The organism is Verrucomicrobiia bacterium, from assembly GCA_019634625.1.
GTDB lineage: Bacteria > Verrucomicrobiota > Verrucomicrobiia > Limisphaerales > CAIMTB01 > CAIMTB01.
Map to the genome: position 1 here is coordinate 1 of JAHCBA010000063.1, position 25,692 is coordinate 25,692.

The window sequence follows — 25,692 nt, forward strand, 5'->3', positions numbered from 1 at the left end:
CCCTTCAACTCTGCCTCGCGCCCTGCTCCACTCCCCCTCCAAACCACCCAACTCTGCGTGCATATGCACGATTCTTTCGTCCATTTCCACGGCCCCCACCGCTTCGCCACTTCATCCCCCATTCACCCGGTCCGGCCCCCCACACCACGCCCCCTCAACTCTTCCCCCCGCCCTGCTCCATTCCCCCCTCCAAACCACCCAACTCTGCGTGCATATGCACGATTCTTCCGTCCATTTCCACGGCCTCCACCGCTTCGCCACTTCATCCCCCATTCACCCGGTCCGGCACCCCACACCACGCCCCTTCAACTCTGCCTCGCACCCTGCTCCACTCCCCCTCCAATCCGCCCAAATCTGCGTGCATATGCACGATTCTTCCGTCCATTTCCACGACCTCAGCCGGGCTAATTCCGCTTCATCTTGCGCAGCAGTTCGTACGCGCGCCGGGCCCGTTCGTCCCCCGACTCCATCGCCTGGATCAACTGCGCCTCGAGCGTGACCATGTACCCGTGGACGGCCAATCCCTGGTCCAGCGAGACTTCCTCGCGCTGCCTCAACACCTCCAGCGCCACGACCGCCTTCTCGTAGTCCCCCGACCTTGCCGCCTGGGCAGCCGCCGCCGCCGTCTCCTGCGCCGCCGGTTCCGCGGTCGCAAAGACCTGTTCCACACGCGCCGCCGCCTGGGCCTGAGTCGCCGGCAGCATCATGTCCGGATCCTCCACGCCGCTGCCGCAACCCGCCTGCACCAACGCGAGGGCTCCCGCCATCGCCACCATCATCCTGCGCCATCCTGCTGTATTCATCGTGTGCCTCCCGTCCTTGATGTCACCGCTCATCCTCATCGCCTGCCTCCGTTCCGGTCCCTGCCCTCCTTCAATCCCCGCGTGGCGATCCCGGATTGCACCAGAACCGTCCGGGCCGGACCCCGGGGAATCCGCCGATACCCGCCTCGCGGTAGTAGGTCCGGAACTTCATGAACTCGGTGTGGCCGCCGAACATCCCCATCACGCTCCCCGTGTTGTGCCGCTGGGTCACCCCCTCGTCAGGCCGGCTCGCCGCATTGTCCCAGTTCGACGGCAGCTTCTCGTCCGCCTCCCAGTAGAGCATCCGGTCCGCACCGAACTGATTCGCCTTGTAGCTCGTGAAGTTCCCGCCAGGCCCGGTCGAATACCCGGACACCGCGCCATTCATGACATAACTGCTGACCTGCATCTCGCGCTGCCGGAACAGCGAGTTGTTGGTGCGGTCCAGCGGGCACCAGTAGAGCTGTTTGGTCAGGTGATAGGGCCAGAGCTGTCCCCGCTCGATGGTGTGCTGCGGACGGTTCGTCGCCACCCGCGTGTACAGCCAGTTGGGCACGTTGAACGTCCCCGAACTCCACGACGTGTAGGGCATCGATTCATCGTTGTCCCCCGTGTACAGATGGGTCGCCAGAAGCACCTGCTTGATGTTGCTCAGGCACTTCGTCCGCTGCCCCTGCTCCTTCGCCTTCGACAGCGCCGGCAGCAGCATGCTGGCCAGAATGGCGATGATCGCGATGACCACCAGCAACTCAATCAGCGTGAAGGCGCGCCTCCCCCGGATCCCTCCTCGATAGGTTCGTTTCATGGCGTTCATTCCGTGGATGAAACCCACTACGCCACACCATCCCCCTGCCGGGAAGCACATTGTTCCCGCGCGCGAACCCCGCGTAGCATCCCGGAGTTGTGGGTGAGGAGGCAGCGAATCGGAGGGACGAGCTCCGCGAGTCCTCCATCCATTGCACCACTCCGCTGCGGCCTCGTGGAACTCGGCCCTCCGAGATGACGCTTCGCGAATTTCGCACCTCTCCCCACAACTTCGGGATGCACGGCGAAACCCGCTTCCCACCTTCCAGCCTCATCCCCTATCGTGCCCTCATGTTCCCCGGCCGAGTTCCCACCTTCGCCATGGCCGCCTTGGCTCTTGTCCTGGGAACCCTCCCCGCGCAAACCACCGAACAACCCGTCTCGTTCCGCCACGATGTCATGGCGGTTCTTTCCAAGGCCGGCTGCAGCGCCGGCGCCTGCCACGGCAATGCCTCCGGCAAAGGCGGCTTCCAGCTCTCGCTTCGCGGCGAGAATCCTGTCGCCGATCACGTCGCCCTCACCGAGGAGGCCTTCGGGCGCCGCATCCATCCCAACGAACCCGACCAGAGCCTCCTCCTCCTCAAAGCCACCGCCCGCATTCCCCACGAAGGCGGCACCCGCTTCGCCCCCGGCACACCCGAATACGCCATCCTCCGCGCCTGGATCGCCGCCGGGGCCCCCATGGATCCACAGGACCACCCAACACTCCACGACCTCTCCGTCCATACGGCTGCCACAATCCTCCACGCACCCGTGACCGACGCCGCCCTCCGCACCGTGGCCCGCTTCTCCGACGGCACCGAACGCGATGTCTCGCGCCTTGCCGTGTACGAACCCACGCGGCCCGGCTTTTCCGTCTCGCCCGATGGACTCGTCACAGCGGACCTCGATGGCGAAGTCACCGTGCTCGTCCGCTATCTCCACCGTCAGGTGCCGGTCCGGCTCGCCTTCGTCCCCGATCGCCCCGGCTTCGCCTGGCCCGACGACGTCCAGCCGCGCAATGTCGTGGACGAACCCATCCTCGCGAAACTCCGGCTCCATCGGCTCCAACCCGCCCCCGAGGTGGACGATCTCCGCTTCCTCCGCCGTGCCCACCTCGATCTCCTCGGCACCCTGCCCGCCACCGGGGAGGCCCTCGATTTCCTCGCCAACCCCGATCCCCAAAAACGCTCCCGTCTCGTCGAGACCCTCCTCCAGCGCCCGCAGTTCGCCGAGTTCTGGGCCCTCAAGTGGTCCGACCTCCTGCGCAACGAGGAGAAGGCCCTCGACCGAAAGGGCGTGGACCTCTTCCACCGCTGGATCCGCGACGCCATCGCCTCGGGCATGCCCATGGACCGCTTCGCCCGCGAACTCCTCACGGCCCGGGGGAGCACCTACGAGAATCCCCCCGCCAGTTTCTACCGCTCCCTCCGCACCGTCCCCACCCGGGCAGAGACCGTGGCCCAGGTCTTCCTCGGCACGCGCCTCGGCTGCGCGCAATGCCACAACCATCCCTACGACCGCTGGACCCAGGACGATTACCACGAGTGGTCCGCCATCTTCGCCCGCATCCGCTACAAGGTCCTCGAAAACCGCTACCCCGACACCCTCGACACCCACGGCTTCACCGGAGAACAAATCGTCCTCCACGCGCGCGACGGCGAATCCCGTCACCCCGCCTCCGGCCGGATTCTGCCGGCCCGCCTCCTCGGCGATGCGGAACCCCTGGCCCCGTCCGGCAACCGCCTCGACGCCCTCGCCGCCTGGCTCACCCGCCCCGATCACCCGCTCTTCGCCCGCGTCCAGGTGAACCGGATCTGGTTCCACCTGATGGGCCGGGGCCTCGTGGACCCGGTGGACGACTTCCGTCCCACCAATCCCGCCAGTCACCCCGAACTGCTCGATACCCTGGCCGCCGACTTCGTCGCCCATGGCTTCGACCTGCGCCGCACGATCCGCCTCATCATGGCCTCCCGCACCTACCAGACCGAATCCCGCAGCAGCCCGATGTCCCACCACGACGATGCGGCCTACGCGCACGTTCCCCTCCGCCGCCTGACCGCCGAGCAGGCCCTCGACGCCCTGGCCCACGTCACCGGCGCCTCCCCGGCCTTCGCCGGCTACCCCGACGGACTCCGCGCCACCCAGATCCCCGGCGTCCAGGCGGTGCGTCTCCGCGGTCGGCCCCCCGGCCAGGCCGAACAGTTCCTGCGCGTCTTCGGCAAACCCGACCGCCTGCTCGCCAGCGAGGAGGAACGCTCCTGCCAGACCAACCTCGGACAGGCCTTCCAACTGATGACCGGCCCGCTCCTCGCCGACCTCCTCGCCCGCCCCGGCAATCGCCTCGATCAACTCCTCGCCTCGGGCGCCGCCCCGGACGCCCTGATCGAGGATCTCTTCTGGACCGCCCTCACCCGCCCGCCCACGCCGCCCGAACGGGACGCCCTGCGCCGGCATTTCGAAACAGGCCCCGACCCGCGACAGGCCCTCGAAGACATCGCCTGGGCCCTGGTCAATGCGAAGGAATTTGTCTTCCGCCACTGAACCGCCTTCCCCCCAACCCCCATCCCCTCCCCCCCATGCCCCAGCACGCCTCCCGCTTCGCCTGTCCGGGCTTCGACGCCTGCCGCTTCAGCCGGCGCCACGCCCTCAAGGTCGGCGGCCTCGCCCTCCTCGGACTCCACCTCCCCACCCTTCTCCGCGCCGAGGACGCCGCCCGCCGGGCCGGCACCCTCAAGCCCCGCATCAAGTCGGTCATCTTCCTCTTCCAATACGGCGGCCCCAGTCATCTCGACATGTTCGACATGAAGCCGGACGCCCCCGAGGCCATCCGCGGTCCCTACCGCCCCATCGCCTCGAACGCCGACGGCATCCAGGTCTCCGAACGACTGCCCCGCACCGCGGAAATCATGGACCGCGTGACGCTCATCCGCAGCGTCCACCACACCATGAACAATCATAATTCCGCCGGGTACTACGCCCTCACCGGCCATGCCCCCCCGGTGGACGATCAGCGCCTGCGGGATTCCATCGACCTCCATCCCGCCTACGGGTCCGTCATCGACAAACTCTCCCCCGCCGACGGCGAGATGCCCTCCTTCATCGCCTACCCCCACATCATCCGCGACGGCTCGATCACCCCCGGCCAGCACGCCAGCTTCCTCGGCAAACACCACGACCCGTTCTTCTTCACCCAGGATCCCAATCAACCGGCCTTTGCACTCCCGGAACTCACCCTGCCCCTCGGCCTTTCCCCGGAACGCCTCGCCCAACGTCGCGAACTCCAGCGCCTCATCGACCGGCAATCCGGTCTCCTCGAAGCCTCCGGCGCCGCCCGCGGCCTCGATCAGTACTACGAACGCGCCCTCGGCATGCTGGGCTCCGAACGGCTCCGCGGCGCTTTCGATCTCTCCCGCGAACCGGACGCCGTCCGCGACGCCTACGGCCGCACCACCTACGGCCAGAGCTGCCTCCTCGCCCGCCGCCTCGTCGAACACGGCGCCAAGTTCGTCACCGTGTACTTCTCCGACACCATCGGCGGCCAGAGCACCACCTCCGGAGGCTGGGATACCCACGGGTTCAACAACACCCGCATGTTCCCCATCATCGATCAGTATCACCTCCCCATCACCGAACAGACCCTCCCCACCCTCCTCAACGACCTCGATACCCGTGGGCTCCTCGCCGAAACCCTCGTCCTCTGGATGGGCGAGTTCGGTCGCACCCCGCGCATCAACTCCAACGTCAGCCGCGACCACTGGCCCCACTGCTACACCGTCCTCCTCTCCGGCGCCGGCGTGAAGAAGGGCTACGTCCATGGCGCCTCCGACCGCGAGGGCATGTACCCCGCCGATCAACCCGTCCGCCCCGATGACCTCGCCGCCACGCTGTTCCACCTGTTCGGCATCGATCCCCACACCGAGGTCTTCGGTCCCGGTGACCGCCCCCTTCCCATCGCCGCGGGAAACACCATCGAGGGCATCCTCACCTGAGAAGGCACCCCTTCGCTGCACCACACCCCTGCGGCCTCGTGGAACTCGGCCCTCCGATTCCACCTCCCCGCTTCACCCTCCGGAGGGACGAGCTCCGCGAGTCCTCTTCCCCATGCTCCACACCCTTGCCCCCCTCCTCACGTCGGCCTCAGTCATCGGCGTCCTCGCCCTCCTTTCGCCCGCTCTTTCCGCCGAAATCCCCGCCGTGCCGGCCCCTCCCGAAATCCAGTCGGTTCAGCCCGCCGCACTTCAACCCGGCGCCACCCACCTTCTCCGAATCCGCGGCCGGCACCTCGAACCGGTCCGTCAGATCTGGACCTCCTGGCAGGGACCCGTCCCCCGCGCCCACCCCGAAGACTGGGAATCCACCGATCGCACCCTGAAGATCCCGCTCCACATCCCGCCGGATCTGCCGCCCGGCATGGAGAAGTTCCGCCTCATCGGTCCCCACGGCGTCTCCCACCCGTTTCTCGTTCTCATCGATCCGCTCCCATCCGAAGCCGCGCCGGACTCCCACCACGACCCGGCCCGTGCCCATCCCCTGGCGGCTCCCGTTGCCATCGATGCCACCCTGCCCGAACGTCGCTCCCACTTCTACCGGGTCCCGCTTCAATCCGGACAATCCCTCTCCCTCGAAGTCGTCGCCCAACGCCTCGGCTCCCCCCTCGATCCGGTCCTCCGCATCCTCGATCCTGATGGACACGAACTCCGTCGATCGACTGATACCCCGGGCCTCGGATACGATTGCGCCGTCACCTTCCAGGCCCCGGTCCCAGGCGACTACCTCGTCGAAATCCGCGACGCCGAATACGCCGGCGGCAACGCCCACCGGTATCGACTGCGCGCAGGCTCCTTCCCCGTGGCTGTGCAGGCCCACCTTCCGGGCCTGTCCCCCTCGGATCCCACCCCCTTCCCCGCTGTCGCCCCAGCCCGGACCGGAGTCGGCCCTCCCGTAGTCCACCCCGGCTCCCCCATTCCGGTGGGGCGCTGGCTGCCCCTCGATCCCGCCGATCAAGCCGCCCTCACCCCGCGCCTGCCCCTCCACGTCCGCCCCCCCGACGTCGAGATCGAGCCCAATGACGATCCCGACACCGCCACCCCGCTCCATCCGGACACCCCGGTCCGCGGCCACTTCCACCGGCCCGACGACCAGGACTGGTACCGCTTCGAAGTCCACGCCCCGGGCTTCTGGCGCCTGGGTGCCCGCGCCCGGGAACTGGGGTACGCCAGCGATCCCCTCCTCCGCTTGCTCGCTGCCGATGGATCCACCCTGGCCACCTCCGGGGAGTCCGCCGGGGATCCGGCGATCCACCATCGCTTCCAAACCCCGGGAACCTACCACCTCGCGGTCGAGGAAGCCGGCGGACGCACCGGCCCGCACCGTGGCTACGTCGCCTGGCTCCAACCCGCCGCCGCACCCCTCCGCTTCACCGCCGACACCGACCGCCTGCACGTCCCCGTCAACGGAACCGTCACCCTCCGTCTCGAACTCGTCCGCCACGGCTACGACGGACCGATCCGGCTCGAACCCCTCGACTGGCCTCCCGGCATCAACCTCCGGAATCCCGTCATCGACGCCAACCGCCGTTCCTGGGATCTCGAAGTCCAGTGCAATGCCTCGGTCTCTCCCGGCTCCTGGACCCGCGGCACATTGCGCGCCCACCCGGTCGATCAGGTGGCCCATCCCGCCGAACTCGACCTGTCCCCCGCCCGTCGCAAACTCTTCCCGCGACTCCTCCATCTCCCGCCCGGCTTCCTGACTCACCTCTGGATCGTCGCCGTCCCCGCCCTCCCGGATTCCCCCGGCGGAAACTGAAACCGGACGGAATTCGAAGGTCACCCCGCCGTTCCCGAACTCAGTTCACCGCCAGCCGACGCAGCACCCGTTGCGCCCGTCGCAGCAGCGGGCCCGAAGTGGCCAGCCGGTAGCCCAGGGCCGCCACCGGGTTCGCCAGCCGGATCATCGGCCCCGGCAGTAAATGGGCCTGACCCCCAAAACTCAGATTGAAGAAATCCCTCCGGTCGGTCAGGTCCTCCGGGGGCTCCTCGCCACGCGCCATCGCCTGGGCGATGTCGCGATCCAACGTCGCGAAATCCAGCCACCGATACCCCCGCTCCGCCGCCCACCGGATCACTTCGGCCGTCAGCACGAAGTTCACCGTCGAACCGCCCCCCTCCGGATCCCATCCCTTCTTCCAGAACGTCACCCGGTCCCGGAAACAAAAGCACAGGCCCCCGGCCACCTTGCGTCCCCGCCGCTCGACAAACGGGACATGGATGCGGCCTTGCGGATGGAACCCCTCCCACATGGCTCGCAATCCCTCGATCCGGCCCGGGTTCGGCCGGACCCCCTGGCGACGACAGGTGTTCCGCATCAACTCGAAGAACGTCTCCAGGTCGGCTTCGCCCCCCTCCACGACTGTCAACGGATCGTCCGCCACCGGTCGCAGATTCCGCCGCGCCTTCCGGCGGAACCGTCCCCGCACCGCCTCCCATCCATCCCCCAGGTCGATCATCAACGTCGAGTCGATGATGTTCATCAACCGCTCCTCGACGAATCCATGCCGCCTCAGGGGCTCCAGCCCGTCCGGATCCCCGTCCGGCCCCTGGACCAGCAATGCCCGCCAGCCCTCCCGCCGCTGCAGCGTCACCAACTGTCGCAACGCCTCCTCCCGGGTCTCCATGTCACCCGGCTCCACCACCGGCCCCTTGTTCACAAACGCCAGCCGCCCGAACCGGGTCCTCTTGTGCAGTACCTGCGCCCCCCCGGCGATCCTCCCCTCCCGCTTCAACACCATGCACAAACCGTCCCAGCCTTCGACCGCCTTCACCCCGGCCCACGCCGCACTCTGCTGGAACTGCCCCAGGATCGATCCCTCCAGAAATGCATCCCAGCCCGTGGCCCCGGCCGTCGTGGTGATCTCGGCGACTATCGGCATGGCAGCTCTGTCCTCCGCCCGGCGCCCTAGTGATGCACCCCTCGTTCCGCCGAATCCGGCGCCCACAACGACGTCGTGCCCCCCGCTGCCGGCCGGCACCCACCCTCCCGGCTGTCCACCCCCGACGCCCGCTCCCCGCCCAGTTCGTTGGTCAGCTTGCGGTGCCAGTCCGGCTTCCATCGCCGGATCAGCGACAGGGTCAGCGCGTTCCCACGAACGCGGGCGGGTCGCTCCAGATACCGGAAGCCACGGCGCAGATAGAAAAAGTCCAGTCCCCGCGGCATGCCCCCCACCGCCGAAAACACGTACCGCACCTCCGGGTCCGCCGCCGCCCCGACTTTGATGGCATGGATCATGGCGTCCGCCGCACAGTTCCGCAGCGCGCTCCCACCCCCGAAATACACGCTGTAATACAGCACCTCCACGACCCGGAAGGTGATCGACACCGCCTCCAGCCGGCCCTCGTGGTATGCCCCCAGCACCCGCGGATGCGGTCGCGCAAACACCTCCCCCGACCATTGCGCGAAATACGCCGGCTCCACCCGCGCCCGGTTCACCTGGTACTGCGTCCGCTCGATGAACTCCAGGTAAAGGGGATGCCCTTCCCGCGTCAGCACCCCGGCGTCGGGGACGATTCGAATCTCATACCGGCCCAGACCGCGTTTGATCTCCCGACGCACGTTCCCTCGCTCGGCATCCAGCGAGTATCCCGGCACCGGATCCCAGACCAGCAACGGCAGCCGGGAATTGGCCGGCGTTTCCGGCCCCACCGGATGCTGGGCCCCGCCCACCCACCGGGCACCCCACGGCAGTTCCACCTCCGGCGGGTGATCCCGGAAGAGAAACAGAGGCCGATGGAAGAAAGGCCGCACCTGGCGCCACCACACGCCTCCCGCCCGGCTCAAACGCTGCCGGTTGACCCGCCGCTCGTAGTCGGCGTAGTCGTCCACCGTCATCGGAAGCCATGTCGCGAGATCCATCTCGTTCACGACCGTCCAAGCTCCCCTCGTGCCGGGCCCCGCCCGGGGTTCCTCCCTCCGGCAGTCGCCCGCCTCCCGCCACTCGTCAATGGATTCCAGTTCATCGGCGTCCCGGTCGATCGGCCCGTGCTCCCGCCCAAGCCCCTGCCAGAACCGGTAGGTCCTTGCGACTATCGGCAGGAACGGGGCGGGCCTTGAGCGTGTCGCGCATCCCCGTCCCCAAATGGGACCGCCCCCACAAACCCCAACGCAAGCAGAATGTCCCCACCCCCCGCATTGACCCGCGCTCCTCAGACCCCGAATCTCCTCCCGCCCATGGAGATCGCCAAAGCCGTCATCACCGCCGCAGGACGCGCCCAACGCTCACTGCCCCTCCAATCCCTGGTCGATCGTGACGGCCAGTCCAAGACGGCTCTCGCCATCATCATCGAGGAAGCCCTCACCGCCGGCGTCCGTCAGGTCGGCGTGGTCATCGCCCCCGGTGATCATGACGCCTTCCTCGCCGCCGCCGGACCCCATGCCTCCAAGCTCCAGTTCATCGAGCAATCCCATGCCGGCGGCTTCGGTCAGGCCGTCCTGTCCGCCCGCGATTTCATCGGTCCCAACCCCTTCCTCCTCCTCGTGGGGGATCACCTCTACGTCAGCAACTCCGACCGGCCCTGCGCCCGCCAGTTGGTCGAGGTCGCCGCCGCCCAACGCTGCGCCGTGTCCGCCGTCCAGGGCACCCACGAGAGCAAACTCCCCTTCTACGGCGCCGTCGGCGGACGTCGCCTCCAAACCCCCGAATCCCTCTACGAAATCACCGAAGTCATCGAGAAACCCACCCCCACCGACGCCGAACAACACCTCCTCGTCCCCGGCCTCCGCGCCGGCCATTACCTCTGCTTCTTCGGCATGCACGTCCTCACCCCGCTGGTGATGGAACTGCTCGCCAAAACCGCCCCCCTCGGCCCCAACCTCCAGTTGTCCCCGGCCCTCGCCGCCCTCGCCCGTCGCGAACGCTACCTCGCCTTCGAAACCCGCGGCCGCCGCTTCGATATCGGCGTCCGCTACGGCCTCCTCCATGCCCAACTCGCCCTCGCCCTCGCCGGACGCGACCGCGATGAGGTCCTCCATCTCCTCATCGAACTGCTTGCCTCCCGCGAACGCGACCGCCTCGCCTGACGCCATGGACCATCCCCTCCTCCAGATCATCGTCTCCCAGGACCCCAAAGTCCGCGATCGCTCCCTCCATGCCTGGTGCGCCAGCGCCAACCTCGACCAGCTCCTCCGCGCCGCCGCCGCCCTCGATGCCTTCCGCCGCCGCTCCAGCAACCTCTACGAACGCGTCCGCGCCCTCCTCTTCCTCCACGCCCTCCACCGCTTCGAAATCCCTTCCCGCCTCGCCAGCCCATCCACCAGCCCATCCACCAGCCCATCCGCGGATCGTGCCCCCGCCCTCATCCCGTTCCGCGGCTACGAACACCTCCTCCAGCGCCGCTTCGAAGAAGCCATCGACACCTTCCTCGCCGCCCAGACCCGCGAGGGCCCCGGCGACGGCCTCTCCTCCGCCCTCGCCGCCGCCTACCATCGCCTCGCCTTCCAAACCCTCGGCGATCAGGTCCGGCGCAGCGTCCGCTCCATTCGCGGCAACCAGTGGATGTTCCGCGTCGGACACCCCACCGACCAACCCCTCCGCCTGCGCCCCGAACTTCTCGTCCCCGGTCCCGATGGCACCTTCCCCGTCCTGCGCGAGGAAACTCCCGTCCGCATGGACCTCACCCACAGCGGCTGGAGCGACATCTTCTTCCTCGGCATGGACTTCCCCGAGGGCGCCCAGGTGCTCAATGTCTCCGTCGATCTCGGCGTCCACGGCCGCGATGCCGCCCCGCGCCCGCCAGTCACCGCCTACCTCCGCGTCATCGAGGAACCCGTCATCCGCCTCGCCTCGGTGGACCTCCTCTGCACCGCCGACATCGCCTCCCTCGCCGAGATCTTCGACTTCGCCAAGGACCACCTCGGCCTGCTCAAGGCGGCCGTCATCGCCAGTGGCATCGTCCCTCCCGGCATCGAAGGCAGCGGCCTTTCCCTCGCCGATCTCCTCGCCCGCGTGATCGGCCCCGGACGCGGCCTCGAACTGGTCTCCTGCGTCAACGACATCCCCAAGGGATCCCGCCTCGCCGTCTCCACCAACCTCCTCGGCTGCCTGGTCGCCGTCTGCATGCGTGCCACCCATCAGACCCGCTCCCTCACCGGCCCCCTCGAGGAATCCGAACGCCGCATCGTCCTCGCCCGTGCCCTCCTCGGCGAATGGCTCGGCGGCTCCGGCGGCGGCTGGCAGGATTCCGGCGGCGTCTGGCCCGGCATCAAACGCATCGCCGGCTGTCCCTCCGGCCCCGGCGACGCCGAATTCGGCGTCTCCCGCGGACGCCTCCTCCCCACCCACCATGTCTTCGACCGGTCCGAAATCCCCGATACCGCCCGCCAGGCCCTCCGCGAATCCCTGGTCCTCGTCCATGGCGGCATTGCCCAGAACGTCGGGCCCATCCTCGAAATGGTCACCGAGAAGTACCTCCTCCGATCCCCCGCCGAATGGGACGCCCGCCTCTCCACCCTCGACCTGCTCCACGAAATCGAAAACGCCCTGCGCCAGGGCGACGTCCGCGCCCTCGGTGCCGCCACCACCCGCAATTTCTTCGGCCCCCTCCAGACCATCATCCCCTGGGCCTCCAACGCCTTCACCGAATCCCTCATCGCCCGGACCCGCGCCGAGTTCGGCGACGCCTTCTGGGGATTCTGGATGCTCGGCGGCATGAGCGGCGGCGGCATGGGCTTCATGTTCGCCCCCCACCGCAAACCCGCCGCCCAGGCCCGCCTCCAGGAGATCATGTCCGACCTCAAACGCGAGCTGCGCCATGCCCTCCCCTTCGCCATGGACCCCCTCGTGTTCGACTACGCCATCAACGAACGCGGTACCTGCGCGGAACTCCTCGGCGATGACGAGGCCCTCCTGCCCCCCGGCTACTACGCCCTCACCGTCCCCCGCCTCCTCCGCCGCGATCTTCACCACCTGCCCCCCATCCAGCGCGCCGAACTCGACCGCTTCGGCGCCGCCTGCCGCTCCCGCCCCGAACTGGCCGGCATGGTCCAGACCCTCTTCGATGCCCTCCTGCCCCGGCCCGCCGCCGCCCGCTCCGGCCCCCAGTCCCTCGATCCCTTCCTCGAATCCCACGGCTTCGACCGCACCCAGCACGAACATATCCGTACCGACCTCCGCGACGGCCGCATCGGCCTCGCCCAAAACCGCCTCCGCCCCGAAACCACCATCGAGGACGTTCGCGACGATGACCTCACCGACGCCACCCGCTGGGATGCCTCCCCCGAAACTGCCGCGTTCCGCACCGCCGGACTGGACGCCCTCGCCCGCGGCGAACTCGCCGTGGTGACCCTCGCCGCCGGTGCCGGCTCCCGCTGGACCCAGGGCGCCGGCGTCTGCAAGGCCCTCCATCCCTTCGCCCGCCTCGCCGGACGTCACCGCACCTTCATCGAGGTCCACCTTGCCAAGTCCCGGCGCCGCGCCCTCGAGGCCGGCACCCCCATCCCCCACGTCTTCACCACCAGCTACCTGACCCACGACCCCATCGTCGAGTTCCTCGACCGCCTCCTGCCGCATACCCCGGCCGGTCCCCATCCCCACACAGACCGCCCCGCCCCCGCACCGCCGGTCTTCCTTTCCCGGGGCCGCTCGGTCGGACTCCGCCTCATCCCCACCGAACGCGATCTCCGCTTCCAATGGGAGGAAATGCCCCAGCAACTCCTCGATGAACAACAGCAGAAGGTCCGCGAAAGCCTGCGCCATGCCCTCATCCAATGGGCCCGCACCGCCGGTGAAGGTGCCGACTACACCGACAATCTCCCGTCCCAGTGCCTCCACCCCGTCGGCCATTTCTTCGAAATCCCCAACCTCCTCCGCAACGGCGTCCTCGCCCGGCTCCTCCGCCTTCAACCCGCCCTCCAGCATCTCCTCCTCCATAACATCGACACCGTCGGCACCGACGCCGATCCCGCCCTCTTCGGCTGGCATCGCGCCCACGGCGGCTGCCTCTCCTTCGAGGTCATTCCCCGCCGCATCGAGGACCGCGGTGGCGGCCTCGCCCGCGTCAACGGGCTCCCGCGCCTCGTCGAGGGACTCGCCATGCCCCGCGAAGAGGACGAGTTCCGCCTCCGCTACTACAACACCATGACCACCTGGATCCGCGTGGACGCCTTCCTCGCCATCCTTGGCCTCTCCCGCGAAGACGTCCTCCGCGCCGCCCCGGAAGACCCCTCGACCGCCCCGCCCGAAGACGCCGTCGAGAAGATCGCCGCCGCCATCCGTCACCTCGCCGCCCGCCTCCCCACCTACGTCACCCTCAAGGACGTCAAGAAACGCTGGGGCCACGGCCAGGAGGACATCTTCCCCACCGCCCAGTTCGAGAAGCTCTGGAGCGACCTCTCCGCCCTCCCGGAAATCGACACCCGCTACGTCGTCGTCCCGCGCAACCGGGGCCAGCAACTCAAGGACCAGGCCCAGCTCGACGGCTGGCTCCGCGACGGCTCCGCCGCCTTCGTCGAGTCCCTCGGCGACTGGCCCCCCGCCGGGCCCCCCGCCGAAGCCCCCACCCCCAACGCCGCATCACGGTAGTCGGATCGGTCGGATCGGTCGGATCAGTCGGATCAGTCGGATCGGTCGGATCAGTCGGATCGGTCGGATCAGTCGGATCGGTCGGATCGGTCGGATCTCAGGCCTCAGGCCTCAGGCCTCAGGCTTCAGGCTTCCGGCTTCCGGTTTCCTCACCCGCTCCAGCAGCCGTTCCACGTAGTCGCTCATCCGCCCTGAAACCCCTTCCGGCCTCGTGGGCAACGCCCGCAACGCCTCCAGCGGCAGCGCCTCCCGATCCTTCAACCGGTCCAGCGCATTCAACGCCGCCACCGCCACCAGGTACTCGCTCCGCCCGAGATCCGAGTCCTGCGCCAGCACCCGGATCGCCTCCGCCCGATCCGTCGCGTCCCCGTGCCAGGCCAGCGCCTCCGCCGCAGCAACCCGAACGGAGCCCGAGCCATCCCCCAACAATCCCCGCAACGCCTCCCGCCCCGCACGAACCGCCTCAACGCCCCGAAGATGCAAACCCGTCGCCGCCCAATACCGCACCGCACTGTCCCCATGCCCCGTCATCCGCCTCAACCGCGACACCGCCTCCATCCCCCGGCCGGCCGCCAGCTCCGCCGCCCGGAAGACCGTCCAAACATCGTACCGCCCCGCCGCAACCAGGTCGCCCGGCGAACCCTCGCCCGTCCGCGCCAGCATCTCCGCCTCCGGCAGAAATCCGAGATCCCCGATGGACAGCACCTGCCGCCGATGAACCCTCCGGAACCGTTCGAGCACGCTTCGATGCGGCCCCGATTCCGCCAGGTTCACCGTCTCGTGCGGATCCGACTCCAGATCGTACAACTCCTCCGGTGCCCTCGGCTCCCAGAATGCCCTCTGGATCGGCGACAACGTCCCCTCCTCGAACCGCCGGTGCCAGGCCTGCGTCATCGGGGTCTGAAACAGATAGGCGACCCGCTGCCCATGGGGCAGGTGCGGGAGGTAATTCCGGACATAAACGTACCGTCCGTCCGTCGCCGCCCGCACCAGATCGATCCGCTCGTCCATCCTTGCCCTCGACCCAAACAACCACCCGGGCGGCCGTGTCTGATGCGGCCCCGCGAACGCCCTCCCCTGCATCCAGTCCGGCGGTCGCACCCCCGCCAGGCTCAGCACCGTGGGCGCCAGATCCACAAATCCCACCAGACGCGGCGACTCACCCCCCACGGCATACTCGCGCGGTGCCAGATGCCTCCAACGCTCGGGAAAATGCACGATCAGCGGCACCCGCAGCCCCGAGTCGCACGCCATCCGCTTCCCCCGTGGCAACCCCGGCCCGTGATCCGCATACGCGAACACGATCGTGTCCCCGGCCAGCCCCGCCTCCTCCAGCTCATCGAGCGCCGCCTTCACCCGCCGGTCCACCACGCTCACCTGGTCGTAATACTGCGCCCAACCCTCCCTCACTTCCGGCTCGTCCGGCTGGTAGGGCGGCACCGGGGCCCGCGCAGGATCATGCACAATGGTGTGCGGACGTCTCCGCGTCTGGCTCTCGTGCGACTCGGTGTAATTGAAGATCGCGAAGAACGGCTGGCCCGGCGCCCGGTTCCGCCAGTGCGCCCGCGGCGAAGACTCGTCCCACACACCCGGCGGCTTGCGGAGATTGTAGTCCTCCTTGCTGTTGTTCGAGCAGTGGTAACCCGCCTCCCGCAACAACTCCGGGTACATCCGCGTCCCCGCACGCATGGGCACGTCGCTCCGCATGTGCTCCGCCCCGATCGACGCCGGATACATCCCCGAAATGATCGCCGTCCGCGCCGGCGCACACACCGGGGCCGTGGACCACACCCGGCGATACCTCATCCCGCGCGACGCCAGCGCATCCAGGTTCGGAGTGGTCGCGTAGGCATCCCCGTAGGCGCCAAGCTGGGGCCCCGCGTCCTCCCACGTCAGCCAGAGGATGTTCGGCCGCTCAACCGCCATGGCCGCCGCCGCCGCCAGGGTGCAGGCCACGCCCAGCCCCGTCAGTGTGGACAGAAAGCGCATCGGCGTCTCCCCGTCACGGAAGTTCGCGAAGCCGCAGATGGCGCCACCGGATCTCCAGCGGATCCTCGCGGTTGCCCACCCCATGCACCTGCAGGCCGATGAACCCCGCCGGCGTCATCTCATCCTCCAGCTCCGCCGCCGACACCCCGTTGATCCAGGTCCGAATCCACGGTCCCCGCGCCTCAATCCGGAACCGGTTCCATTCGCCCGACCGGAATGCCGCCCGCGCCGCGTCGTTCTCCTTCAGATCCTTCAGCCAGCCGCGGCGCCCCTCATCGTAGATCCCGCCGCTCCAGGCCCGCGCCCCGGGATCGATCTCGATCTGATACCCATGCACCCGCCCCGCGGGAATGCGGATCGTCCGGTCTCCCACCTGAACCTCCCGCGCCTCGTCGTGGCACTCGCTCCGGATCTGGATCCCTGAGTTCAGGTTCGTCGCCACCTTGAACTCCAGTTCCAGCACGAAGTTGGTGAAGACACGCGTGGTGCAGAGAAACGAATTCGGCGTCCGCGGCACCGAGCGCCCCACCAGCTCCCCCCCTTCCACCACGTACTCCGCCCTGCCGCCCCGCTGCTCCCAGCCCGACAAGTCCCGGCCATTGAACAGTGAAATCCAACCGGACTCCTCCGCCGCCAGGGTCGTCGTGCCGGCACCCGCCGCCAGCCACGCCGCCATCCAAAGAATCCTGCCTGCGCATCGCTTCATGGGTCCCGCAAGCCCATCACACTTCGCGCCTCCTGCCGAGCCTCGATCGCACCCCCCCTCGCTTCACCCCTCGGAGGGACGAGCTCCGCGAGTCCTCAACCCAACGCACCACTCCCCCCATCACGGAAGGTCGGTGCCGCCCATCAACCAGCGATCGCATTCCCGGGCGGCGCCGCGCCCCTCGTTGAAGGCCCACACCACCAGGCTCTGCCCGCGCCGGCAATCCCCGGCGGCAAACACCTTGGGGATGCTCGTCTGGTAGCGCCCGTGTTCGGCCCGCACCTGGGTGCGGGCGTCCCGCTCCACCCCCAGTTGATCCAGGATCCCCTGTTCCGGCCCCAGGAAGCCCATGGCCAGCAACACCAACTGCGCCGGCACCTCGCGGTCGCTCCCCGCAACCTCCTCGGGCACGAACCCGCCCTTCTCGTTCCGTTTCCAGGTGATGTTCACCAGGTGCACCCCGCTCAGCCCACCCTCGGCATCGGTCAGAAACCGCTTCGCCGTGGTCAGATAAACCCGCGGATCCGCCCCGTACTGCGCGGCCGCCTCCTCCTGCCCGTAATCCATCCGGTACACCTTCGGCCATTCCGGCCACGGATTGTCGGCCGCCCGCTCCTCCGGCGGCCTCGGCAGGATCTCCACCTGAACCAGGCTCCGACACCCCTGGCGAAGCGAGGTCCCCACACAATCGGTCCCCGTGTCGCCACCCCCGATGACCACCACGTCCTTGCCCTTGGCGGAAATCGGGCACGCTTCCACACGCCCCTCCAGCAGGGCCTGGGTGTTGGCCGTCAGGAAATCCATGGCGAAGTGGACCCCCGGAAGCTGGCGCCCCTCGATCGGCAGATCCCGCGGCCGCGTCGCCCCGGTGCAGAGGATCACCGCGTCGAAGTCGTCCATCAGCTTCTGCGCCGGCAGATCCCGCCCGATCTCCGTGTTGCACACGAACTCGACACCTTCCTTCATCAGCAGGTCGAGCCGCCGCAGGACCACGCCCTTCTTGTCGAGCTTCATGTTCGGAATCCCGTACATGAGCAGCCCTCCCGGCCGGTCCGCCCGCTCATAAACGGTCACCCAGTGGCCCGCCCGGTTCAGTTGGGCGGCCGCGCTCAGTCCCGCCGGCCCGGAACCCACCACCGCCACCTTCTTGCCGGTCCGGCGAAGCGGCGGCTGGGGCAGCACCCAGCCCTTCTCCCAGCCGCGGTCGATGATGGCCACCTCGATGTTCTTGATGGTGACCGGCGGCGCGTTGATCCCCAGCACGCACGATCCCTCGCACGGCGCCGGGCAGACCCTCCCCGTGAACTCGGGGAAGTTGTTCGTCTTGTGCAACCGCTCGAGCGCCTCCTGCCACAGCCCCCGGAACACCAGGTCGTTCCACTCGGGAATCAGGTTGTTGATCGGACACCCCGATGCCATCCCCGACAACAGCGTGCCCGTGTGGCAGAACGGCACGCCGCAATCCATGCAGCGCGCCCCCTGCTCGCGCATCTTGTCGTCCGTCATGTGCTCGTGGAACTCGTTCCAGTCCCGGATCCGCTCCAGGGCGGGCCGGTCCAGCGGCAGTTCACGCAGATACTCCAGAAAGCCAGTGGGTTTTCCCATGCGCGTAGTTCAGTCGTGTCGAAAGGGTGTTGTGCCGGCGCCTTGACCCGTCGTCGTGCCTCAGCCTCCGCCGATGCGCGAAACGTCCCGCGCGTTCTCCTCGAAGGCCGCATTGATGGCCTCCTCGCCCGTCAGGCCCCGCTCCTGCGCCCCGCGCAGCGAACGAAGCACCCGCTGATAGTCCTTCGGGATCACCCGCACGATGCGGGGCAGCATCGCCTCCCAGTGCTCCAGCACCACCCGGCCCCGGTCGCTCTTCGTATAGGCCACGTGCCGCTCGATCATCGTCCGCACCATGGCGGCCTCCTCCGGATCCTCAATCCGCTCCAATCCCACCATCGCCTTGTTGCAGCGGACCGGGAATTCCCCCCGCTCGTCGAGAATGTACGCAATACCGCCCGACATCCCGGCGGCGAAGTTCCGTCCCGTCGGCCCCAGGATCACCACCCGGCCGCCCGTCATGTATTCACAACCGTGATCGCCCACCGCCTCGACGACCGCGTTCACCCCGGAGTTGCGCACGCAGAACCGTTCCCCCGCCATCCCCCGCACATACGCCTCGCCCGCGGTCGCCCCGTAGAACGCCACGTTGCCGATGATGATGTTCTCCTCCGGCACAAAGCTCGATCCCGCCGGCGGATGCACCACCACCTTGCCCCCGCTCAATCCCTTCCCGAAGTAATCGTTGGCGTCGCCCTCCAGCAGGAAGGTCATGCCCTTCGGCACAAACGCCGCGAAACTCTGCCCGGCGCTCCCCTTGAACCGCACCGTGATGGTGTCCTCGGGCAGTCCCTCCGCCCCCCATCGCTGCGTCACCTCGTGACCCACAATCGTCCCCACCACCCGGTTCACGTTCCGGATCGGCACCTCGGCCACCACCTTCTCCCCACGCTCGATCGCCGGACGGCAGATCTCGAGCAGCGTCGTCATGTCGAGCGACCGCTCAATCCCGTGGTCCTGCGGCATCTGGCAATACCGCCCAACCTCCTCCGGAACGTCCGGCGCATGCAGGATGCTCGAGAAATCCAGTCCCTTCGCCTTCCAGTGCTCCACCGCCCGGCGCGGTTCGATCCGGTCCACCCGGCCCACCATCTCGTTGAAGGTCCGGAATCCAAGGCGCGCCATCCATTCCCGCACCTCCCCGGCCACGAACCGCATGAAGTTCACCACGTCCTCCGGCCGCCCCGTGAAGTTCTTCCGCAACCGGGGATCCTGGGTCGCCACCCCCACCGGACAGGTGTTGAGATGGCACACCCGCATCATGATGCACCCCATCGCCACCAGCGGCGCCGTGGCGAATCCAAACTCCTCGGCGCCCAGCAGCGCCGCCACCACCACGTCCCGGCCCGTCTTCAACTGGCCGTCCGTCTCCACCACGATCCTCGAACGAAGATTGTTCAACACCAGCGTCTGGTGCGTCTCGGCCAGCCCCAGCTCCCACGGAATCCCCGCATGCTTGATCGAGGTCTGCGGCGATGCCCCGGTGCCCCCGTCATACCCGGAAATCAACACCACGTCGGCGTGCGCCTTCGCCACCCCCGCCGCAATCGTGCCCACCCCGACCTCCGCCACCAGCTTCACGCTGATCCGGGCGTGACGATTCGCATTCTTCAGATCGTGGATCAGCTCCGCCAGGTCCTCGATCGAATAGATGTCGTGGTGCGGCGGCGGCGAAATCAATCCCACCCCGGGCGTCGAATGGCGCACCTTCGCAATGAACGGATACACCTTCCCGCCCGGCAACTGGCCCCCTTCCCCGGGCTTCGCCCCCTGGGCCATCTTGATCTGCAGCTCCTTCGCCTTCGCCAGGTACAGACTGGTCACGCCGAACCGTCCCGAGGCGACCTGCTTGATCGCCGAATTCTTCGAGTCGCCCAGCTCGTTGGTCCAGGTGTACCGCGCCGGATCCTCGCCGCCCTCGCCGGTGTTCGACTTGCCCCCCACCCGGTTCATCCCGATGGCCAGCGTCTCGTGCGCCTCCTGGCTGATCGACCCGTAGCTCATGGCCCCGGACTTGAAGCGCTTCATGATGCTCTCCACCGATTCCACCTCCTCGATCGGCACCGGCTGCTCCACCGGCTTCAATTCCAGCAGACCCCGCAGCGTGTACACGTCTCGCATCTGGTCGTCCACCAGCCGGCTGTACTCCTTGAACGCCGCGTAATCCCCCGTCCGAACCGCCTTCTGCAGCTTGTGCACCGTCTGCGGATTGAACAGGTGCAGTTCCCCGTCCGCCCGCCACTGGTAATGCCCGCCGACCTCCAGCGTGTGCCCGTTCACCGGCCGCTCGGGAAACGCATGCGCGTGCCGCAGCAGCACCTCGCGCGCCAACTGCTCGATCCCCACCCCGCCCACCCGCGAGGCGGTCCAGGTGAAATACTTGTCAATGACCGCATCGCTCAATCCAATGGCCTCGAAGATCTGCGCGCCCCGGTACGACTGGATGGTCGAAATCCCCATCTTCGAGATGACCTTCACCACCCCCTTGGTCACCGCCTTCGAATAATTCCTGACCGCCTTCGGATGGTCCAGGTCCTTCAACAACCCCTGCCGGATCATGTCGTCCAGCGTCTCGTACGCCAGATACGGGTTGATCGCCCCGCACCCGTACCCGATCAGCAGCGCGAAGTGATGCACCTCCCGCGGCTCCGCCGATTCCAGCACCAGCCCCACCCGCGTCCGCGTCCCCTCCCGGATCAGGTGGTGATGCAGCCCGGCCACGGCCAGCAGGGCCGGGATCGGCGCCAGCTCCCGGTTCACGCCCCGGTCCGACAGGATCAGGACGTTGTACCCGTCGTCGATCGCCTGGTTCGCCGCCTCGAACAGATCGTCCAGCGCCCGCTCCATCCCCGCCGCCCCCTCCGAAGCCTTGAACAGGATCGGCAGCGTCAGGGAGCTGAACGCCGGGTGATTGAGATACTTGAGCTGCGCAAATTCCTCGTTGGTCAGAATCGGCGTCTTCAGCTCGATCAGCTGGCAGCTCCGCGGCTCCGGCTCCAACAGGTTCCGCTCCGCCCCGATCGTGGTCTCCGTCGAGAAAATGATCTCCTCGCGGATGCAATCGACGGGCGGGTTGGTGACCTGGGCGAAGAGCTGCTGGAAATAGTTGTACAGCAATTGCGGCCGCTGCGAGAGCACCGCCAGCGGCGTGTCCGCCCCCATCGAGCCCACCGCCTCCACCCCGTCCCGCGCCATCGGAACCATCAGCACCCGCAGTTCCTCGAAGGTGTACCCGAAGGCCATCTGCCGCTGCAGCATGGTCTCGTGGTCCGGCACCGCCACCACCGGCGCGGACGGCAGCGAACTCAAATCCACCATGTACTTCCGAATCCACTCCCGGTACGGCTCCGCCCGGCACACCGCATCCTTGATCTCGTCGTCCCCGATGATCCGCCCCTGCTCGGTGTCGATCAGAAACATCCGCCCCGGCTGCAACCGGCCCTTCTCCTTCACCCGCTCCGGCGCAATGTCGAGGACCCCCGCCTCCGACGCCATGACCACCAGATCGTCATGCGTCACGTAGAACCGCGATGGACGCAGCCCGTTCCGGTCCAGGCACGCCCCGATCCGTATCCCGTCCGTGAACGCCACCGACGCCGGGCCGTCCCACGGCTCCATCAGGCAGGAGTGGTATTCGTAAAACGCCTTCCGCTCCTCGCTCATGCTCTCGTGCCCCACCCAGGGCTCCGGGATCATCATCATCATCGCGTGCGGCAGCGACCGCCCGCTCAGCACGAGCAACTCGAAACAGTTGTCGAACATCGCCGAATCGGACCCGTTCGGATTGATGATCGGCAGGATCTTCTTGATCTCGTTGGCATCCCCCAGCAGTTCGCTGGCGAACATTGCCTGCCGCGCGTGCATCCAGTTGATGTTGCCCCGCAACGTGTTGATCTCCCCGTTGTGGGCCAGATACCGGTACGGATGCGCCCGCTCCCAGCTCGGAAACGTGTTGGTCGAGAACCGCGAATGCACCAGCGCCAGCGCCGTCTCCACATCCGTCTCCCGCAAGTCCGCGAAATACTCGCTCACCTGGCCCGGCATGAGCATCCCCTTGTACACGATCGTCCGGCACGAAAGGCTCGCCACGTACCAGAAATGGGTTCCGGGTTCCCCGGCGTTGCGGACCTCGGAATACGCCCGCTTGCGGATGACATACAGCATCCTCTCAAACGCCTGATCGTCGGCGATCCGCCGGCCGCGCCCGACAAAGCACTGCCGGAACACCGGCTCCGACGCCCGCGCCGTCGCCCCGATCATCGAGTGGTCCGTCGGCACCGTCCGCCACCCCAGCACCTTCTGGCCCTCCTCCCGCACAATCCGCTCGAAGGCCCGCTCGCAGTACCGCCTCTGCTGGGCGTCTTGCGGAAGAAACAGCATCGCCACCCCATACTGCCCCGGCTCGGGAAGATCGAAGCCGAGACCCGGCGCCACCCGGGCGAAAAACCGGTGCGGGATCTGCATCAGAATCCCCGCCCCGTCCCCCGTGTTCGCCTCGCATCCGCACGCGCCCCGATGATCGAGGTTCACCAGCACCTGCAGACCCTGGCGCACCAGATCGTGCGACCTGGCACCCTTGATGTTGACCACAAATCCCACCCCGCACGCATCGTGCTCGTTCCGCGGATCATAGAGCCCCTGGCGCGGCGGCAGCCCCTGCCACCGGGCCGAAACGGGCATGCGCTCGGACGCGCTATCAGACATGCTCTCAGTTGTCGAATTGCTCATCGGACTACGTCTTTTCCCAACCCGCGCCTTGCCGGCGCAAAATCCGCCTAGCTTTGTGAAAGTCGCCGGGGAGTTGCAATCTTTGTCTGGCCTTTTTGTGCGGTTTCACCGCCCGCATTGCGCCTCGTGGCGCAACCCATGGTCCACCAGCACCAGCGCCGTCATCGCTTCCACCAGCGGCACCGCCCGCGGCAACACGCAGGGGTCGTGGCGCCCCCGCCCCTTCAACACCGTCTCCCGCCCCGCCTCGTCCACCGTGTCCTGCTCATGCATCACCGTCGCCACCGGCTTGAAGGCAACCCGGAAATACACGGTCTCCCCATTGCTGATGCCCCCCTGGATCCCGCCCGAACGATTGGAGGTGGTCCGCACCCGGCCGTCCCGCATCCGGAAGGGATCGTTGTGCCCGCGACCGGTCAGAAGAATGCCCCCAAACCCGCTGCCAATGTCAAAACCCTTTGCCGCCGGCAGACTCAGCATCGCCTTCCCGAGGTCCGCTTCAAGCCGGTCAAACACCGGCTCACCCCAGCCCGGCGGCACCCCGCGCGCCACGCCGAGAATGATGCCCCCCACACTGTCCCCCTCGCTGCGACGCAGGGCAATCCGCTCCAGCATCCGCCCGGCCATCCCCGCGTCCGGACACCGCACCGGATTCGCTTCAACCTCGCCCAACGTGAACCGCTCGGGATCCACCTCGGCAGTCAGCTCCTGCACCTGCGTGACACCGGCCAGCACCTCCACCCCCCAGCGTTCCCGCAACACCTTCCGCGCCACCGCCCCGGCCGCCACCCGCCCCACCGTCTCCCTCGCGCTGCTCCTCCCCCCACCCGGCCATGCACGAATCCCATACTTGGCCTGATACGTGAAATCGGCGTGCGACGGGCGATACACCGTCGCCATTTCCGAATACGCCTCCGGCCGGAAATCCTCGTTCCGCACCCACATCGAAATCGGCGTCCCCAGCGTCCTCCCCTCAAAGGTCCCGCTCAGAATCTGCACCGCGTCGCTTTCCTTCCGCGGCGTCGTGATCGCCGATTGTCCCGGGCGCCGCCGGTCCAGATCCGGCTGCACATCCGCCTCCGTCAGCGCCACCCGCGGCGGACATCCGTCCACCACCACGCCAACCCCGCCCCCGTGGGACTCCCCCCACGTGGTGATGCGAAACAGGTGACCAAACGAGTTGCCCATGCCCGGCAACGCTCGCCAAAACCCGGGCCCGCGGTCAAATCACCGCTTCCGCGACCTCGCCCACTCCGCCTCCCGTCGCGCCAGGAATTGCCGGGGGGACTCTTCAAACACCACTCCCCCAGCCTTCAACACCTCCCGCCGCAATCGCTCCCGGCGACGCCGCGCCTTGGCGGCCACCCGCCGCGCCGTCCCGGCCCCGCCCACCCAACCCGGATCCGCCTCGATCCTCCCCAGGAAATCCGTCAGGTCATGCTCGTCTCCAAGCCGGTCCTGGATCCCATCCAGCGCCCGCACCTCCCGCGCCATCCGCCGCGATCCCAATGGCGCCAGCCCCTCCATCTGGTACATCAACGACTTCACCGCCGTCCTCCAGTCATGAAACGCCTTCTCCGTCCCCTCCTCTTTCGCCGCCCGATACCGCCGTCGCGCCCGCCGGTAACCCCGACGCAATCCCGCCTCCAGCACGGCCCACCCGTCCCCCATCCACGCGCCCGCGCTCTTTTCCAACGCTAACGCCGTGCGCGCCGCCGCCGCCGCCGCCGCCCCCATGGCCTTCCTCAATCCCGCCCCCGCCCCTCCCCCTCGCATGCCCATCCCACGCCCCACCCGCCTAACCCGCGCCCCTTCCGTCCCTTTCAACTCCCGGCCCAGACTCGACAGCGTTCTGCCCAGCACCACCGCTTCACGGACCGCGGCCAGACGCCTCGCGGCCCGGCGCAACCGGGCGTTCTCGACCTTGGCACGACGCGCCCCCAGCGACGAACGCACCAGTCGCACCAGCGCCCGAAACCGCTTCAGAATCAGCCGCGTCGCGTGGACCGCCTCCCCAGGCTCCTCTTCCAACCGCGCCCCCTGCAGTCCCACCTCCGTCGCCCACGCCCCCACCAGACGCCGCACCCCCTGCCGGACGGTCTCACCAGGCTGAAACTGGAATCGGAAGCTTGGTGGGGTAGTCATGCCGGACCCGAAGCGAAGGGCATCGGACCCGGTGGATCCTTTCACGGAAGCGCCCCGGACCGGGTTACGAATGAGTGACATTCATGGCGGGTCCGTAACGAGAACAATAATTTGACACTGACAAATAGTGTGTCAGGTTCATTGCAATTGACATCCGTTTCCTTCCGCCCCCGTCATCGTAGTCACCCACCCCCAAGTCTCGCCCTCAATACACCCACCCCATGAGAACCCCTCGCATCAAGGCCGATCCCTCCCTCCCGGCGACGTATCACTGCATGTCCCGCGTCGCCGGCCGCCTCCCTCTCCTCGACGACTCCGCCAAGCACCAACTCCTCAATATCCTCCACCGCCTCGCCCGA

At 67.9% G+C, this 25,692-nt stretch carries 15 protein-coding genes; 5 read left to right on the top strand and 10 right to left on the bottom strand.

What is annotated here, in order from left to right:
- Positions 1 to 404: 404 nt before the first annotated feature.
- Both KF833_22815 and KF833_22820 read right to left on the bottom strand, forming a co-directional pair.
- Complete coding sequence (locus KF833_22815) at positions 405 to 803, bottom strand: hypothetical protein (GenBank protein ID MBX3748151.1); 399 nt, start codon at positions 801 to 803, stop codon at positions 405 to 407.
- Between the two features lie 70 nt (positions 804 to 873).
- A complete protein-coding gene (locus KF833_22820) occupies positions 874 to 1,617 on the bottom strand; it encodes a type II secretion system protein (protein ID MBX3748152.1) in 744 nt (247 codons plus the stop codon).
- Between the two features lie 311 nt (positions 1,618 to 1,928).
- On the opposite strand from KF833_22820, the gene KF833_22825 reads away from it, so the two are divergent.
- The 3 genes from KF833_22825 (at position 1,929) to KF833_22835 (ending at position 7,394) form a co-directional block, all read left to right on the top strand.
- The gene (locus tag KF833_22825; protein MBX3748153.1) at positions 1,929 to 4,130 is read left to right on the top strand and encodes a DUF1553 domain-containing protein; all 2,202 of its coding nucleotides are present in this window, start codon (positions 1,929 to 1,931) and stop codon (positions 4,128 to 4,130) included.
- 35 nt (positions 4,131 to 4,165) lie between these two features.
- Positions 4,166 to 5,578 (top strand): DUF1501 domain-containing protein, encoded by a 1,413-nt coding sequence (locus KF833_22830; protein ID MBX3748154.1) that lies wholly within the window; start codon positions 4,166 to 4,168, stop codon positions 5,576 to 5,578.
- 112 nt (positions 5,579 to 5,690) lie between these two features.
- Positions 5,691 to 7,394, top strand: coding sequence for a PPC domain-containing protein (locus KF833_22835; GenBank protein ID MBX3748155.1), 1,704 nt, complete (start codon positions 5,691 to 5,693; stop codon positions 7,392 to 7,394).
- A 40-nt stretch (positions 7,395 to 7,434) separates the two neighbouring features.
- On the opposite strand, the gene KF833_22840 is transcribed toward KF833_22835, so the two are convergent.
- Entirely contained in the window at positions 7,435 to 8,517 is a 1,083-nt protein-coding gene (locus KF833_22840; protein MBX3748156.1) for a GNAT family N-acetyltransferase, read from the bottom strand.
- A gap of 26 nt (positions 8,518 to 8,543) precedes the next feature.
- The gene (locus tag KF833_22845; GenBank protein ID MBX3748157.1) at positions 8,544 to 9,506 is read right to left on the bottom strand and encodes a hypothetical protein; all 963 of its coding nucleotides are present in this window, start codon (positions 9,504 to 9,506) and stop codon (positions 8,544 to 8,546) included.
- A 306-nt stretch (positions 9,507 to 9,812) separates the two neighbouring features.
- Here KF833_22845 and KF833_22850 point away from each other — a divergent pair, with 306 nt between their 5' ends.
- Together KF833_22850 and KF833_22855 are read left to right on the top strand one after the other, a co-directional pair.
- Positions 9,813 to 10,661, top strand: coding sequence for a UTP--glucose-1-phosphate uridylyltransferase (locus KF833_22850; GenBank protein ID MBX3748158.1), 849 nt, complete (start codon positions 9,813 to 9,815; stop codon positions 10,659 to 10,661).
- A gap of 4 nt (positions 10,662 to 10,665) precedes the next feature.
- On the top strand, positions 10,666 to 14,160 hold the full coding sequence (locus KF833_22855; protein ID MBX3748159.1) for a UTP--glucose-1-phosphate uridylyltransferase: 3,495 nt from the start codon (positions 10,666 to 10,668) through the stop codon (positions 14,158 to 14,160).
- Between the two features lie 111 nt (positions 14,161 to 14,271).
- Here KF833_22855 and KF833_22860 read toward each other — a convergent pair whose 3' ends face one another.
- The 6 genes from KF833_22860 to KF833_22885 all read right to left on the bottom strand — a co-directional run bounded on the left by KF833_22860 (position 14,272) and on the right by KF833_22885 (position 25,333).
- Positions 14,272 to 16,149 carry a sulfatase-like hydrolase/transferase gene (locus KF833_22860; protein ID MBX3748160.1) on the bottom strand — a complete coding sequence of 626 codons (1,878 nt, stop codon included), beginning with the start codon at positions 16,147 to 16,149 and terminating at the stop codon, positions 14,272 to 14,274.
- Positions 16,150 to 16,162: 13 nt separating this feature from the next.
- The gene (locus KF833_22865) at positions 16,163 to 16,825 is read right to left on the bottom strand and encodes a DUF1080 domain-containing protein (GenBank protein ID MBX3748161.1); all 663 of its coding nucleotides are present in this window, start codon (positions 16,823 to 16,825) and stop codon (positions 16,163 to 16,165) included.
- Between the two features lie 150 nt (positions 16,826 to 16,975).
- Positions 16,976 to 18,460: a glutamate synthase subunit beta gene (locus tag KF833_22870; GenBank protein ID MBX3748162.1), complete on the bottom strand. Its 1,485-nt coding sequence runs from the start codon at positions 18,458 to 18,460 to the stop codon at positions 16,976 to 16,978.
- Positions 18,461 to 18,520: 60 nt separating this feature from the next.
- Positions 18,521 to 23,140: a glutamate synthase large subunit gene (gene gltB / locus KF833_22875; GenBank protein ID MBX3748163.1), complete on the bottom strand. Its 4,620-nt coding sequence runs from the start codon at positions 23,138 to 23,140 to the stop codon at positions 18,521 to 18,523.
- 153 nt (positions 23,141 to 23,293) lie between these two features.
- Positions 23,294 to 24,376, bottom strand: a complete 1,083-nt coding sequence (gene aroC / locus KF833_22880; protein ID MBX3748164.1) for a chorismate synthase — start codon at positions 24,374 to 24,376, stop codon at positions 23,294 to 23,296.
- 39 nt (positions 24,377 to 24,415) lie between these two features.
- The gene (locus KF833_22885) at positions 24,416 to 25,333 is read right to left on the bottom strand and encodes a CHAD domain-containing protein (GenBank protein MBX3748165.1); all 918 of its coding nucleotides are present in this window, start codon (positions 25,331 to 25,333) and stop codon (positions 24,416 to 24,418) included.
- Positions 25,334 to 25,692: the final 359 nt, after the last annotated feature.

What these genes read in the sequence shown, in the direction of transcription:
- KF833_22815 (MBX3748151.1), bottom strand. Translation starts at nt 803, where the DNA reads ATGAATACAGCAGGATGGCGCAGGATGATGGTGGCGATGGCGGGAGCC.
- KF833_22820 (MBX3748152.1), bottom strand. Translation starts at nt 1,617, where the DNA reads ATGAACGCCATGAAACGAACCTATCGAGGAGGGATCCGGGGGAGGCGC.
- KF833_22825 (MBX3748153.1), top strand. Translation starts at nt 1,929, where the DNA reads ATGGCCGCCTTGGCTCTTGTCCTGGGAACCCTCCCCGCGCAAACCACC.
- KF833_22830 (MBX3748154.1), top strand. Translation starts at nt 4,166, where the DNA reads ATGCCCCAGCACGCCTCCCGCTTCGCCTGTCCGGGCTTCGACGCCTGC.
- KF833_22835 (MBX3748155.1), top strand. Translation starts at nt 5,691, where the DNA reads ATGCTCCACACCCTTGCCCCCCTCCTCACGTCGGCCTCAGTCATCGGC.
- KF833_22840 (MBX3748156.1), bottom strand. Translation starts at nt 8,517, where the DNA reads ATGCCGATAGTCGCCGAGATCACCACGACGGCCGGGGCCACGGGCTGG.
- KF833_22850 (MBX3748158.1), top strand. Translation starts at nt 9,813, where the DNA reads ATGGAGATCGCCAAAGCCGTCATCACCGCCGCAGGACGCGCCCAACGC.
- KF833_22855 (MBX3748159.1), top strand. Translation starts at nt 10,666, where the DNA reads ATGGACCATCCCCTCCTCCAGATCATCGTCTCCCAGGACCCCAAAGTC.
- KF833_22860 (MBX3748160.1), bottom strand. Translation starts at nt 16,149, where the DNA reads ATGCGCTTTCTGTCCACACTGACGGGGCTGGGCGTGGCCTGCACCCTG.
- KF833_22865 (MBX3748161.1), bottom strand. Translation starts at nt 16,825, where the DNA reads ATGGCGGCGTGGCTGGCGGCGGGTGCCGGCACGACGACCCTGGCGGCG.
- KF833_22870 (MBX3748162.1), bottom strand. Translation starts at nt 18,460, where the DNA reads ATGGGAAAACCCACTGGCTTTCTGGAGTATCTGCGTGAACTGCCGCTG.
- gltB (MBX3748163.1), bottom strand. Translation starts at nt 23,140, where the DNA reads ATGCCCGTTTCGGCCCGGTGGCAGGGGCTGCCGCCGCGCCAGGGGCTC.
- aroC (MBX3748164.1), bottom strand. Translation starts at nt 24,376, where the DNA reads ATGGGCAACTCGTTTGGTCACCTGTTTCGCATCACCACGTGGGGGGAG.
- KF833_22885 (MBX3748165.1), bottom strand. Translation starts at nt 25,333, where the DNA reads ATGACTACCCCACCAAGCTTCCGATTCCAGTTTCAGCCTGGTGAGACC.